The organism is Paraburkholderia sp. D15 (assembly GCF_029910215.1).
In the GTDB taxonomy this organism is placed as follows: domain Bacteria; phylum Pseudomonadota; class Gammaproteobacteria; order Burkholderiales; family Burkholderiaceae; genus Paraburkholderia.
In genome coordinates this window covers 3,117,743-3,131,629 of record NZ_CP110395.1, presented here as the reverse complement: position 1 = coordinate 3,131,629, position 13,887 = coordinate 3,117,743, and the positions used below count along the sequence as shown (strand labels likewise).

General features: G+C 65.2%; 12 protein-coding genes. 9 read left to right on the top strand and 3 right to left on the bottom strand.

What is annotated here, in order from left to right; genetic code table 11:
* Positions 1-94 precede the first annotated feature (94 nt).
* Positions 95-1,033, top strand: a complete 939-nt coding sequence (locus LFL96_RS13455) for a LysR family transcriptional regulator (RefSeq protein WP_280995721.1) — start codon at positions 95-97, stop codon at positions 1,031-1,033.
* Between the two features lie 246 nt (positions 1,034-1,279).
* Complete coding sequence (locus LFL96_RS13450) at positions 1,280-1,438, top strand: hypothetical protein (RefSeq protein WP_280995720.1); 159 nt, start codon at positions 1,280-1,282, stop codon at positions 1,436-1,438.
* 227 nt (positions 1,439-1,665) lie between these two features.
* On the opposite strand, the gene LFL96_RS13445 is transcribed toward LFL96_RS13450, so the two are convergent.
* Positions 1,666-2,475, bottom strand: a complete 810-nt coding sequence (locus tag LFL96_RS13445; RefSeq protein ID WP_281000744.1) for a metallophosphoesterase — start codon at positions 2,473-2,475, stop codon at positions 1,666-1,668.
* A gap of 22 nt (positions 2,476-2,497) precedes the next feature.
* Positions 2,498-3,400 carry a LysR family transcriptional regulator gene (locus tag LFL96_RS13440; protein WP_280995719.1) on the bottom strand — a complete coding sequence of 301 codons (903 nt, stop codon included), beginning with the start codon at positions 3,398-3,400 and terminating at the stop codon, positions 2,498-2,500.
* A 168-nt stretch (positions 3,401-3,568) separates the two neighbouring features.
* On the opposite strand from LFL96_RS13440, the gene LFL96_RS13435 reads away from it, so the two are divergent.
* From LFL96_RS13435 to LFL96_RS13405, 7 genes are all read left to right on the top strand, one after another.
* Positions 3,569-4,540 (top strand): ABC transporter permease, encoded by a 972-nt coding sequence (locus LFL96_RS13435; RefSeq protein WP_280995718.1) that lies wholly within the window; start codon positions 3,569-3,571, stop codon positions 4,538-4,540.
* Complete coding sequence (locus LFL96_RS13430; RefSeq protein WP_280995717.1) at positions 4,537-5,448, top strand: ABC transporter permease; 912 nt, start codon at positions 4,537-4,539, stop codon at positions 5,446-5,448. The genes LFL96_RS13435 and LFL96_RS13430 overlap by 4 nt, the downstream gene beginning before the upstream one ends.
* Positions 5,449-5,456: 8 nt before the next feature.
* Positions 5,457-6,434: an ABC transporter ATP-binding protein gene (locus tag LFL96_RS13425; protein WP_280995716.1), complete on the top strand. Its 978-nt coding sequence runs from the start codon at positions 5,457-5,459 to the stop codon at positions 6,432-6,434.
* On the top strand, positions 6,431-7,474 hold the full coding sequence (locus LFL96_RS13420; RefSeq protein WP_280995715.1) for an oligopeptide/dipeptide ABC transporter ATP-binding protein: 1,044 nt from the start codon (positions 6,431-6,433) through the stop codon (positions 7,472-7,474). Before LFL96_RS13425 ends, LFL96_RS13420 begins: the two co-directional genes overlap by 4 nt.
* Positions 7,471-9,084: an ABC transporter substrate-binding protein gene (locus tag LFL96_RS13415; RefSeq protein ID WP_280995714.1), complete on the top strand. Its 1,614-nt coding sequence runs from the start codon at positions 7,471-7,473 to the stop codon at positions 9,082-9,084. The genes LFL96_RS13420 and LFL96_RS13415 overlap by 4 nt, the downstream gene beginning before the upstream one ends.
* Entirely contained in the window at positions 9,081-11,024 is a 1,944-nt protein-coding gene (locus LFL96_RS13410) for a CocE/NonD family hydrolase (RefSeq protein ID WP_280995713.1), read from the top strand. Before LFL96_RS13415 ends, LFL96_RS13410 begins: the two co-directional genes overlap by 4 nt.
* Positions 11,025-11,204: 180 nt before the next feature.
* Positions 11,205-12,305, top strand: coding sequence for a porin (locus LFL96_RS13405; protein WP_280995712.1), 1,101 nt, complete (start codon positions 11,205-11,207; stop codon positions 12,303-12,305).
* 162 nt (positions 12,306-12,467) lie between these two features.
* Here the strand turns inward: LFL96_RS13405 and LFL96_RS13400 are convergent, their stop codons facing one another.
* The gene (locus LFL96_RS13400) at positions 12,468-13,886 is read right to left on the bottom strand and encodes an FAD-binding oxidoreductase (protein WP_280995711.1); all 1,419 of its coding nucleotides are present in this window, start codon (positions 13,884-13,886) and stop codon (positions 12,468-12,470) included.
* Position 13,887 lies beyond the last annotated feature (1 nt).

Below are 13,887 nucleotides of genomic sequence, written 5' to 3'. Positions count from 1 at the left end.
TTGTATGGGGCCGGAGCGCGGCGCAATTGCCCGCTCATCGCCGCTTTGGTGCGCGCGTGCTCTCCGAGCCGCGGCTACGTTGCATGGGACAGTCATGGATACGCTTCAAAACATGCGCGTCTTCGTCCGGGTGGTCGAAGCGGGCAGCTTTACCGGTGCCGCGCAGCACCTGAACACCACCACGGCCTATGCGTCGCGCGCAGTGTCCGATCTGGAGGCGCATCTACGTACGCGTCTGCTGAACCGCACCACGCGCCGCATCGCGTTGACCGAGGCGGGCGAGCGCTATCTGCAGCGCTGCGAGCAGATCCTCGCGTACGTCGATCAGGCCGAAGCCGAGGCGAGCGACGCCCACGCGCGGCCGTCCGGCAAACTCAAGGTTCACGCCATGACGAGCTTCGGCCAGCACTACGTCGTGCCGGCCGTGGGCCGCTATCGCGAGCGCTATCCGGACGTGCAGATCGAATTGACGCTCGCGCAGCGCATGCCGGATCTGCTCGACGAAGGTTTCGACGTGTCGCTGACGCTCGCCACCGGCCTGCCGGACTCGGGGCTCGTGTCGCAGCGGCTGGGCAGCGCGTTCAGCATCGCGTGCGCGTCGCCGGCATATCTGGAGCGGCACGGCGTGCCGCAGACGCCCGCCGATCTCGCGCATCACACCTGCATGCAGATGGTCACGCCGGTGTTTCCGCCGGATAAATGGACCTTCGACGGCCCGAACGGCGAGGAAACCGTCGAACTCGGCAACACCTCGTTCCAGGTGAACGTGGCCGAGGCGATGGCGGTGGCGGCGTGCCGGGGCATGGGCATCGGCCTGATCCCGATCTACTCGGCGATCAGCGGTTTGCGCAGCGGCGATCTGGTCTGGCTGTTGCCGGAATACACGTCGCAGGAAATGAATCTGTATGCGTTGTATCCGTCGCGCCAGTATCTGGACGCGAAAATCCGCACGTGGGTCGAGTTTCTGCGCGATGAACTGCCCGCGACGCTGGCCGTCGATCATGAGGAATTGCGGCAGTTTGCGCGGACCTGAGCAGCGGTGAATAGGCCTGGGCGGCCCCGAGCGACGCCGTGTCGCGAGGTTTGCGCAGCCGGTTTTCCCGGGGCGCGGGCGCGTAGGTCTTGGGTCCTGTTACATCGCTATCGCGCCGCAACATTTCCTTACTTCTCCCCGCCGGCCGATTTGCTAACGTGTCGTTCACGCGCTGCCGCTTCAGCCGGACGCGCACATTTTTCGCTGCCGTTCGGCAAACCGCACTAACTGAAGGACGAGGGATTCATGGATACGCATCTGATGATCGGCGTGGCCGTCATGATGGGACTGATCGGAATCGCGGCATCGCGCGATCTGTTGCGCCGTCTGCGCGAACAGCAGCCGCAACTGGTGCCGGTCAAGGTCGAGCAGCCGGAAGCGCGGAGCCGGCGTCAGGATCGGTAAGCGTTCGGGGATGGATGCCGGCGCGGCCATTCGATGCCGCGCCTTTGGCATCCTTTCGCCCCCGTTCGCCCGGTTCGCCCCGTCTTGCGGGTCACTCGACCCGTTTCGCTTTTAGCAGGTCTCTCAGGCCGTTCGGCCATTCATTCCAGCGCGCTTCGATCGAACCCGGTTCGTCGTCGGGCTCGCGGTCCATGCGCTTCATGCTGTCCATCGACGCGAAGCCGGCGTCAGACCTCGATCACCTTGTCCCACCGGAATGCCGGATTTTCCCAGCGCCCCGTACGCCGGTCGAGATAGCCGCGCGGGTTGCAGACCACGCGTGTGCCTTCGACGCTGTAGTCGAACGACGTATGCGTATGGCCGTGAATCCACAGCGCAACCGGCGCGCGCACCAGCTCCGGCAAATGGCAGACGAATCCCGCCGACACGCGATCCTGCGCGTACCGCTCGGCCAGACTCAAGCGATGCGGCGCGTGATGCGTGACGACGATCGTCTTGCCGCCGAACGGTTTCGCCAGTTCGCCTTCGAGCCAGGCGCGTGCCCGCCGGTGCAGGGCGAGCGAATCGGCGGGCGTGAACTCGCGCGCGTCGTCGTCATGCGGGTCGTGCGGCCAGTGCATCTGGATCGGGCCGTTGAAGTCGAGCATCGCGCGGCGCGATGCGTCGATCGATTCCGCCAGGGTGGCCGGGTCCGAGCCGTATAACGCGAAGTCGGTCCACAGGGTCGTGCCGAGCACGCGCCAGCGTCCCTGCGGATCGGTGAGCGTGGCGTTGTTCAGCACGTGCACGTTCTCGACCTGCGCGGCGGCGTCGTACAGCGCCGCATCGAGCGCGCCGAACTCGCCGTCGTAGTACTCGTGATTGCCGGGCACGTAGACCACCGGCACGGCGTCGTCGAACGCCTGCGCGGCCCAGCGCGGGCCGGCCGCATGATTGTGGATGTCGCCCGCCAGCACGATCAGATCCGCCTGCGCATGCGGAATCAGTTCGGGCTCCTCGTTCTCCAGATGCAGATCGGACAGCACGCGTATCTTCACGGTCACGTTCTCCTGCGGGCGGTTATGTCCGGGCGACATGCTGGATAGCATCGCGCTGGATGCGAAGATTTTCCAGCGCATCGGCGAGGCACGCGGCAAATGCATCGCATGTTGCGCGGAGCGCATCGGACTCGAGCGATGCGATCCCGGTCTCGAAGCTGATCGTCGGCACGAACGGCCTCATCACGAATTGTTCGGTCTCGCAGCATTGTGCGATCAAGCGGTTGACGATCGCCGCGCCAACCCCACGTGCCGCCATTGCGCACGCCACGCTCACCGAATGCACTTCCGCGACCACATTGGGCGTCACCCGCGCGCTGCGGAACGCTGAGTCCACGTCGTGACGAAGTGCGCTCTGACGCCATAGCAACACGAGCGGCACGCCGTCCAGGTCGCGTGGAGAGACCGTCGCGTTCCCGGCGAGCGGATGCGAGCGCGGTATCACGCAAACCGATTCGCTCTGGAAACGCCACTTCACCGAAAAGCCGGACAGGCGCGTCGGTAGTCGCACGAACGCGAGATCGACCTCGCGGCTCAGCAGGGCGCGCTCTGATGCGTCGTAGGTCCCCGAAAACACTTCCAATACCGCGTCGCGGTGCGTTGTATAGAAATGCTGCATGACCGCGGGCAGCAAAAACTGGGCAAACGTATTCGGCACCATGATGCGCACGAGTTTGCGCTGGGTGCCGGCCAGCCGCAATTGCTGCGCATGCCGCTCCAGGCAACGCGCCGCTTCGACGATCGTTTCCACCTCCTGCACGAGCGCGTCGCCTTCACGCGTCGGCGTGAGGCGTCCCTGTTCGCGCACGAACAGGTTCAGGCCGAGATCCTCCTCCAGCTGGCTCAGAAGACGACTGACCGCCGATTGCGAACAACCCAGCCGCTGTGCGGCAGCCGTCGTCGTATGCAGCGCGGAAATCGCCACGAAAGCTTCGAGTTGCTTGAGGTTCATTTCACGTTCCGCATAGGAGTATGTGGATTCGACATAAGGTTGCGGACAGTTTATTGCCGTCGAATGATCGGGGCGTTGCATGAGTCCGGTGCCGCCTGCGCGGTGCCCCCCGCATTTTCATCATTTGAGGTTTCACACGCAATGATCGCCTTCATCATCCGGCGGCTCATCCAGAGCATCGGCGTATTGCTGCTCACGTCGGTGCTCGTGTTCTGCGGCGTGTTCGCCATCGGCGATCCGATCGCGATTCTCGTCCCGGCCGACGCCACGCCAGCCGAAATGGCCCAGGCCGTGCAATCGCTCGGCCTCGACCAGCCGCTTTGGCAACAGTATCTGCATTTCATCGGACGAGCGCTGCACGGTGATCTCGGTCGTTCGTTCGTGTTCAACCAGCCGTCGATCCAACTGATTCTCGAACGCCTGCCGGCAACGCTGGAACTGGCGTGCGTGGCCCTGCTGCTGGCGCTGCTGGTCGGTCTGCCGCTTGGACTGATCGCCGGCCTGAAGGCGGGTTCGGTGCTCGACCGCACGGTGATGACGGGCTCGATTCTCGGCTTCAGCCTGCCGAACTTCTGGCAGGGCATCATGCTCGTGCTGATCTTTTCGGTCACGCTGGGCTGGCTGCCGTCGGCCGGCCGCGGTCAAGCCGGTGTTCTGTTCGGCATCCATACCAGCCTCGCGACGTGGGACGGCCTGCGGCATCTGTTGCTGCCCGCGCTGAACCTGTCGCTCTTCAAGATGTCGCTCGTCACGCGCCTCACGCGCGCCGGCGTGCGCGAAACGCTACCGCTCGACTATGTGAAGTTCGCGCGCGCCAAGGGCCTGCGCGAGCGGCGCGTGATCTTCGTGCATGTGCTGAAAAACATTCTGATTCCCATCGTCACGGTGGTCGGAATGGAATTCGGCTCGCTGATCGCTTTCGCCACCGTGACCGAGACGATCTTCGCGTGGCCTGGCGTCGGCAAGTTGATCATCGACAGCATCACGAAGCTCGACCGTCCGGTCATCGTTGCGTATCTGCTGATCGTGGTCGCGATGTTCACGCTGCTCAACCTGCTGGTGGACATCGTCTATTCGCTGCTCGATCCGCGCGTGCGACTGGAGGCGGTATGAGACATAGCGCCACGATGCTTGCATGGCGGCCTGACCGCGATACCACTTTGGGTATCGTGCTGCGCAGCCTGTTTGGCCATCCGGCCGTCGCCGCGGCGACCTCCATCTGTCTCGTGCTCGTCGCGATCGCGCTGCTCGCGCCGTGGATCGCCCCGCAGAATCCCTATGATCTCGCCGCGCTCAATATCGTGGACGGCCGTCTCCCGCCCGGCGCGCGTGGCGTAAGCGGTCATCTGTATCTGCTGGGCAGCGATGCGCTCGGGCGTGACATGTTCGCCGCGATGATGTACGGACTACGCATCAGTCTTGGCGTGGGCGTGCTGAGCGGCGTCTTCGCGATGTCGCTCGGCACGACGCTCGGCCTGGTGGCCGCGTACTTCGGCGGTTACGTCGACACGCTGGTGATGCGCGCCGTCGATCTGATTCTCGGCTTCCCCACGATTCTCGTCGCGCTCATGATGCTCGCCATTCTCGGGCAGGGCGTCGACAAAGTGATCCTGGCGCTGGTGGTCGTGCAGTGGGCGTACTTCGCGCGCACGGTGCGGGCGGTCGCCGCGGTCGAGCGTCGCAAGGAATATATGGAGGCCGCGTTTTGCCTCGGCTTGAGCCACCGGCGGGCGTTGTTCAGCCAGTTGCTGCCGAACTGCCTGCCGCCCGTCATCGTCATTGCGCTCGTTCAGATCGCCGCCGCCATTTCGGCCGAAGCCACCCTGAGCTTTCTCGGCATCGGCTTGCCCGTCACGCAGCCGTCGCTGGGTCTGCTGATCGCAAACGGCTATCAGCAACTGATCGCGGGCTTCTACTGGATCAGTGTTTTTCCCGGCCTGTTGCTGCTCGTGCTGGTGTTCAGCATGAATATCGTCGGCGACAGTCTGCGCGAAGCATTGAATCCGCGTCTACGGAAATAGGATCGCGCATGTCCATGCTTACCCTGTCCGTGCAGAATTTGCGCACGTATTTCTTTACCGGCGCCGGCGTCGCGAAAGCCGTCGATGACGCGAGTTTCGACGTCGCGCCTGGCGAGATCCTGGGCCTCGTCGGCGAATCCGGTTCCGGCAAATCGATTACCGGTTTCTCCGTGCTCGGGCTGATCGACGCACCGGGACGCATTGTCGGCGGCCGCGTGCTGTTCAAAGGCGAAGACCTCACGACGCTCACGTCCGAAGCGCGGCGCCGCTTGCGCGGCAATCGTATCGCGATGATCTTTCAGGATCCGATGATGACGCTGAACCCGGTTCTGCGGATCGACACGCAGATGATCGAGGCAGTCCAGGCCCACGCGCGCGTATCGAAGCACGCGGCGCGGCAACGGGCGCGCGACGCGCTGGCGTCGGTCGGCATTCCGTCGCCGGACGAACGGCTGAACGCGTATCCGCATCAACTGTCGGGCGGCATGCGACAGCGCGTGGCGATTGCGATCGCGTTGCTGCACGACCCGGAACTGATCATCGCCGACGAACCGACCACCGCGCTGGACGTCACGATCCAGGCGCAGATCCTCGCGGAAATGCAGAAGTTGTGCGCGCGCTCGCGTACCGCCATGGTGTGGGTCAGTCACGACCTCGCCGTGGTCGCGGGACTGGCGGACCGCATCTGCGTGATGTACGCCGGCCGGGTTGTCGAAACGGGCAGCGTCGACGAGATTCTGGAACGGCCGCGCCACCCGTACACGATCGGACTGATCGACTCCTTGCCCGAAAAGGCCCGGCGCGGAGAGCCGCTCAGGCAGATTCCGGGCATCGCGCCGAGTGCGCTCAAGCTGCCGGTGGGCTGCGCGTTCGCGCCGCGCTGTGCGCATGTCACGGCGTTGTGCCGCAGCGCCGAGGCGCCCGTTACCGGCGAGGGTACGCATCGCTTTCGTTGTTTCCACCCACGTTCCGGAGCGCCCGCATGAACGCACCCCATGTCATGGCGCCGCTGGTCGAAGTCGACCACGTGTCGCGCCGCTTCGTTCGTCGCCTGAATTACGCCGAGCGGATCGCCGGGTGGCTCGGCGCTCGCGCGAAGGAACAGATCGTCCATGCCGTCGACGACGTCAGCCTGACGATTCATCGCGGCGAAGTGGTCGGTCTCGTCGGCGAATCCGGCTGCGGGAAATCGACGCTCGGCCGGATGCTGGCCGGGATCGGGACGCCGTCGAGCGGCACGATCCGCACGATAGAGAAGACCGGCGAGCCGGCGGCGCCGGACAGCGGGCCCGACCGCGCGCGCGCCGGGCAGCATAAGCCGCGCCACCGGCTCGCGACCCAGATGATCTTCCAGGATCCGCTGTCGTCGCTCAATCCGCGCAAGCAGGTACGCGACATCATCGGCGAGGCGCCGCTCGTGCACGGCATCGTCGAGCGCGGGAATCTGGACGCCTATGTCGTCGACGTGATGGAGCGTGTCGGCCTGAATCCGGATTTCCGCGAACGCTTTCCGCATCAATTTTCCGGCGGGCAACGTCAGCGCATCGGCATTGGCCGCGCGCTGGCCGTGAAGCCGGATTTCCTGATCTGCGACGAATCGATCGCGGCGCTCGACGTGTCGATCCAGGCGCAGATCATCAACCTCTTCATGCAACTGCGCCGCGATCTCGGTCTCACGTACCTGTTCATCAGCCATGATCTGGGCGTTGTCGAGCACATCAGCGATCGTGTCGCCATCATGTATCTCGGTCGTATCGTCGAAACCGCGCCGACCGTCGAACTGTTCGCCAATCCGCGGCATCCGTACACGATCGCGCTGCTTGCCCACGTGCCGCGCCTGTCGAACCGCAAGCGGCAGTTCGAATCCATTCAAGGCGAGATTCCGTCGCCGCTCGCACCGCCCGACGGCTGTCATTTCCATCCGCGATGTCCTCACGCAACGCAGCGTTGCCGCACCGAGCGGCCCTTGTTGCGCGCGAGTGCGGCCGCCCATCAGGTCGCGTGTCATCTGGTGGAGGGGCGATGAGCGCACCGGTTTCATTCATGCGCCGACCCGGCGTCGTGCGTAAAGCGGCCATCGCGCTCGCCTGTGGCCTGAGCTTTGCCTGCGCGGCAAGCGTCGCGCAGGCGCGCTCGCTGACGATGGCGCTCGCATCCGAGCCGCAGTCGCTCGATCCGCTGTTCTCGCGCACGCAGAACAACATGCAGACCGCCGAAAACATGTTCGAGCGGCTGATCGAACAGGATGACAACCTGCAGGTCCGGCCCGGCCTCGCGGTGTCGTGGCACGCGGTCGATCCGCTCACATGGGAATTCCATCTGCGCCCGAACGTGCACTTCTCGGACGGCTCGACCATGACCGCCGACGATGTCGCATATTCGCTGCGCCGCGCGCGCAGCGTGCCGAACAGTCCGGCCCCGTATTCTGGCGCGGTCGCGAACATCGACCGGATCGAGGTGGTCGACCCGCTGACGCTGCGCATCGTGACGAAGACGCCTTCGCCCGCGTTCGTCGAGCAGATCGGGCTCGTGTACATCGTCTCGCAGCGCGCGACGGCGGGTCACGCGAGCAACGACTACCGCCTGCCCGCCGTCGCGGTCGGCACCGGTCCCTATCGTCTCGCGCGCTGGATTCCCGGCGACCGCCTCGAACTCGTGCGTAACGAACATTACTGGGGCAAGCGGCCCGTTTTCGACAGCTGCACCATCCGGTTCGTGTCGAACGATGCCGCGCGGCTGTCGGCGTTGCTGTCGGGTTCGGTCGATCTGATCGACAACGTACCGCCCGTTACGATCGGCCGTCTGCGCCGCGAGCGAAACGTGACGCTCTTTTCCGGGCCGTCCGCACGACTCGTCTATCTCGCACTCGATTCGTCGCGCGACGCCTCGCCGTTCGTCGCCGCCGCCGACGGTTCGGCGATCGCGCGCAATCCGCTGCGCGACGTGCGCGTGCGCGAAGCCATCTCGAAGATGATCGACCGCGACGCGATCACCCAGCATCTGCTGAACGGCGCCGGACTGCCGGCTGGGCAAATCGTGCCGCCCGGCATGGGCGGTTACGACCCACGGCTCCAGCCGGAGCGCTACGACCCGGTCGGCGCGCGACGGCTGCTGGTGGCGGCGGGCTATCCGGACGGTTTCCGGCTGACGATCCATTCGTCCAACGACCGCTTTGCGAGCGACGGCGATCTGGGTCAGGCGCTCGGCCAGATGCTGGCGCGCGGCGGCATCGCCGTGAACGACGTCGTCACTCAGCCGTACAACGTGTACGCGGGCGCAGCCGCGCGACGCAGCTACAGTGCGTTCGTCTTCAGTTTCGGCAATACCACGAGCGACTCCGCGATTGCGCTCACCAACGTGCTCGAAAGCTATTCACGCGAAAGCGGCACGGGCGCGTTCAACCGCACCCGCTATTCGAATCCGGCGCTCGACCGGCTGCTGCGTGAAGCCGCGACGACCTTCGATCCGGCGCGGCGCGACCAGTTGCTGCAACAGGCCGCGCACGCGGGCTTCAGCGACTACGGCATCGTGCCGCTCTATTTCCCGGTGGACTACTGGGCGGCTCGCCACGGCGTGATCTTCCATCCGAACAAATCCGAACGCACGTCGCTGCTTTTCATAGAGACCCAACCATGACCGACGCTTTTTCCCACGGCGGGGCGCTTGCCGCCGATTTGCCGCTCAACCCGTTTTGCGACGTCATGGTGCCGATGCGCGACGGCGTGCGGCTCGCGACCGACGTGTACTTTCCCGCCGGTTACCGTGCCGGCATCGACGCGCCGCTACCCACGATCCTGGAGCGCACGCCGTACGGAAAATCCGATATCTCGCGTTCGGAAATCCATCACGGCCAGCCGCCCGCGAATCGTGCCGAGGTGGCCCGCCATTTCACCGCTCGCGGCTATGCCGTGGTGCTGCAGGACTGCCGCGGGCGCTACCACTCCGAGGGCACGTTCACGAAATACATCGCAGAGGGGCCGGACGGTTTCGACACGATCGAATGGATCACGCGACAGTCCTGGTCGAACGGCAAGATCGGCACGATGGGGCTGTCTTACGCGGCCCATACGCAGCTCGCGGCGGCCTGCCTGAATCCGCCGGGACTCGCGTGCATGGTGCTGGACTCCGGTGGTTTTGCGAACGGCTATCGCTGCGGCATTCGCCAGGGCGGCGCATTCGAACTGAAACAGGCGACGTGGGCGTTTAACCGGGCCAGGAACAGCGCTTCGGCCGCCGGGAATCCGCTGGTGGCCGACGCGCTGGATGCCAGCGATCTGCGTCAATGGTTCGCGCGGATGCCGTGGCGGCCGGGTCACTCGCCGCTGGCGGCGGTGCCGGAATACGAGCGCTATCTGTTCGAGCAATGGACGCACGACATCTTCGACGACTACTGGAAACAGCCGGGCATCTACGCCGAGGGCTATTACGCCACGATGAGGCGCGTGCCGACCGTGCTGATGTCGAGCTGGTACGACGCCTACGTGCGCAGCACGCTCGACAATTTCGCGGCGTTGTCCGGCACGCCTGGCGCCCCGGCGTATCTGATCATGGGGCCGTGGCTGCACGGCGATCGCAACGTGTCGCACAGCGGCGACGTCGAGTTCGGGCCCGACGCGGTGATCGAAGGGCCGATCGCGAAAGACTGGCTGACGTTCCGGGCCGACTGGTTCGACCGCTGGCTGAAGCCGGACGGCGCGTCGAACGGAGCGGACGCGGCCGTTGCCCGTATCTTCGTGATGGGCGGCGGTAGCGGGGCGCGTAATCCACAGGGCCGCATGGAGCACGGCGGTCGTTGGGTCGATTCGCCGCGATGGCCGCTGCCCGGCACGCGCCACACGCCGCTTTACCTTGCCGAGGACGGCTCGCTTGCGGCGTGGAACGACGCATTGCACGCGACGCCCGCCGCGACTGCGTATTCGTTCGATCCATCCAACCCGGTGCCGACGATCGGCGGCGCGCTCACTTCCGGCGCGCCGGTTTTCGAAGGCGGCGCGTTCGACCAGCGCGAAGACGCGCGCTTCTTCGGTACCCGGCACATGGGCATGCCGCTCGCGGCACGCGCCGATGTTCTCGTGTTCCAGACGGCGCCGCTCGAAGAAGACCTTGCCGTCATCGGGCCGATTGTCGTCAAGCTGTGGATTTCATCCGATGCGCCCGACACCGACTTCACCGCGAAGCTGATCGATGTCCACCCGCCGCACGAGGATTACCCGCACGGCTACGCGATGAATCTGACCGACGGCATTTTCCGCTGCCGTTTTCATGAATCGTGGACCGAACCGCGCGCCCTGGAAGAGGGACGCGTCTACGCGATCGAAATCGAACCGTTCGCCACCGCGAATCTGTTCAAACGTGGCCATCGCATCCGTCTCGATGTGTCGAGCAGCAATTTTCCGCACTTCGACGTCAACCCGAATAGCGGTGAGCCGCCCGCGCTGGCGCGCACGCCGCGCGTCGCGGTGAACCGCGTGCACTTCGGCGCGGGTCAGGCGTCGCACGTCGTACTGCCGCTGGTCCCGCTGGCGTCGCTCGACGCCATGCAGTCGAACCCGGCAGACAGCCGCAGCACCGGCTAGCAGCGCCTCCGCCACACCCTTTTTGCGGTCACTGAGGTGACGCGTTCAGCGCGTCGCCCGGGGCCCCGTTTTGCCCGCAGTTTCCGCGCATACCTGAAAGGCCGCTGAGCCAGCACGACCGCGGGCGCACGCCGCACGCCGATTTTCAACAGTAAGACCCACTCGAAGAGGAAAAGCACCATGCGCAAACAGACATTCCCGGCGGCGCTGCTCGCCATTGGCGGCATCGGCCTGTCGGCCGGCGCGGCACACGCACAGTCGAGCGTGACGCTGTACGGCATCGCCGACGGCGGTTTCACCTACACCAGTAATCAGGGCGGCAAGTCGAACTATCAGGCGACGGCCGGCAGCGAACAGGGTTCACGCTGGGGGTTGCTCGGCAGCGAAGATCTCGGCGGCGGCAACCGCGCGGTATTCCGGCTCGAGAACGGTTTCAATCTGATGAACGGTACGGCCAGCGCGAACGGACGTATCTTCGGACGACAGGCGTGGGTCGGTTTGTCGAGCGATCGCTACGGCACGTTGACGTTCGGCCGTCAGTACAACGCCTCGCAAGATTCGCTGGAACCGCTGCAACTCGCCACTGACACCGTGCAGTACGGCACCCACCCGTTCGATGTCGACGATATCAACAACACGTTTCGCACCGACAATTCGGTCAAGTACGTGACGCCGACCTTCCACGGTCTGCAGATCAACACCCTGTATGCGTTGTCGGGCAACCCGGGCAACTTCGCGACGAATCGCTCATACAGCGTCGGCGCAAGCTACGCCAATGGTCCGTGGCATCTGGGCGCGGCCTACGTGATGCTCGATCACCCCGCCACCGACACGAGCGGCGCGATTCCGTCCGACAACTATTTCACCTTCCTGAAGGGCATCAGCAAGCAGCGCATTTACGGCGCGGGCGGGTTATACGACATCGGCAACGCAAGCGTCGGCCTGATGTACACGAACACCCGTTTCGAGCTGACGCCCGCGAGCCAGTACCAGACTTACCAGAATGCCGAAGCAAGCCTGCGCTATCGCATCTCGCCCACCGTGCACGCGGCGATCGGCGAGACCTACACCAACGTGTCGACGAATGGGGCGGTGGACTCGTGGCACTACTGGCAGACGACGGCAGGGCTCCAGTACTTCCTGTCGAAATCGACCGACGTCTATATCGACCTGCTGTATCAGCGCGCCACCAACGCGGTCGCGCAGATCGAAGGGGCATCCGGACCTTCAAGTAGCGGCACGCAGTTCATTGCCGTCACGGGTATCCGTCACAAGTTCTGAGCGCCCGGCGAACGCTCGTGAGTCGCCGATGCGTTCGCCGGCAATCCCTGACTGGAGATGCGTGCCCGTCAAAGCCGCGCTCGACCGCTCAATGCGGGGCCACACGCTCTTGACGGCGCGCCGGCACGAGCCGGCCGGCGCCATGCGTCAAACCTGTCCGCTTCAGCGGAGCACCTTGCCCGGGTTCATCAGGTTCAGCGGATCGAGCGCGCGTTTGACCGCCTGCATCAAACGCACCTCGACGTCCTGCTTGTAGTGCATCGCTTCGTCGATCTTCAACTGGCCGAGCCCATGTTCGGCGCTGATGCTGCCGCGATGCTGGTGCACGCTGTCGTAGACGATCCGGTTGATCGGGCTCTGATACTGCTTGAGGAACGCCTTCGCGTCGACGCCCTCGGGCGCCTGCACGTTGTAGTGCAGATTGCCGTCGCCGAGATGGCCGAACGTCACCATGCGCGCGCCCGGCACCGCCTGCGCGATCGCGGCGTCGGTGGCCTCGATGAAATGGCCGATGCGGGAAATCGGCACCGCGATGTCGTGCTTGATATTCAGACCTTCCTCGGCCTGAGCGAGCGGAATGTGCTCGCGCAGATTCCAGAACGCGCGCGATTGCGCGAGGTTTTCGGCGACCACGGCGTCCTGCACCAGACCGTTTTCGAGCGCCGTTTCCATCAGACGCTCGAACAGGCCGCGCGCATGTTCCTCGCTCTCGCTGTCCGACAGTTCCAGCAACACGACCTGCGCGTGATGCCCGGCGAACGGATAGCGCATCTGCTCGAAATGGCGGCCGACGAGACGCAGGCAGAAATCCGACATCAGTTCGAAACCGGTCAGCAGCGGCCCGGCAACGCTTTGCGTGAGCGCGAGAAAATCGAGCGCGGCATGCGGCGAGGCCAGCGCGGCGAGCGCCGTGACGCGCGCGGCCGGCTGCGGATGCAGCTTCAGCACGGCGGCGGTGATGATGCCGAGCGTGCCTTCCGCGCCGATGTACAGATCGCGCAGATCGTAGCCGGTGTTGTCCTTGCGCAGTCCGCGCAGGCCGTCCCACAGTTCGCCTTGCGGCGTGACCACTTCGAGGCCGAGGCACAGTTCGCGCGTATTGCCGTAGCGCAGTACGCCCGTGCCGCCCGCATTGGTGGCCAGATTGCCGCCGATCGTGCAACTGCCTTCGGCCGCGAGGCTCAGCGGAAACAGCCGGCCCGCTTCCGATGCATGCCGTTGCACGTCGGCGAGGATCACGCCGGCTTCGACGGTGATCGTGTTGTTGTGCGGGTCGATGTCGCGCACGCGATTCAGACGCCGCAGGCTGACGACCGCCTGCGCGCCGCTCGCGTCCGGCGTCGCGCCGCCGGCGAGGCCGGTGTTGCCGCCTTGCGGGACCAGTGCGATGCGGTGATCGTGCGCGAGTTTGACGAGCGCCGCGACTTCGGCGGGCGTGGCCGGACACAGCACCGCGCAGGCCGCGCCGCTATAACGGCGGCGCCAGTCGGTGAGGTAAGGGGCGGTGTCGTGCGCATCGGTCAGGACATGGGCGGCGCCGATGGCGTCGCGGCACGCGTCGAGAAAAGCGGGTTGAGTCATG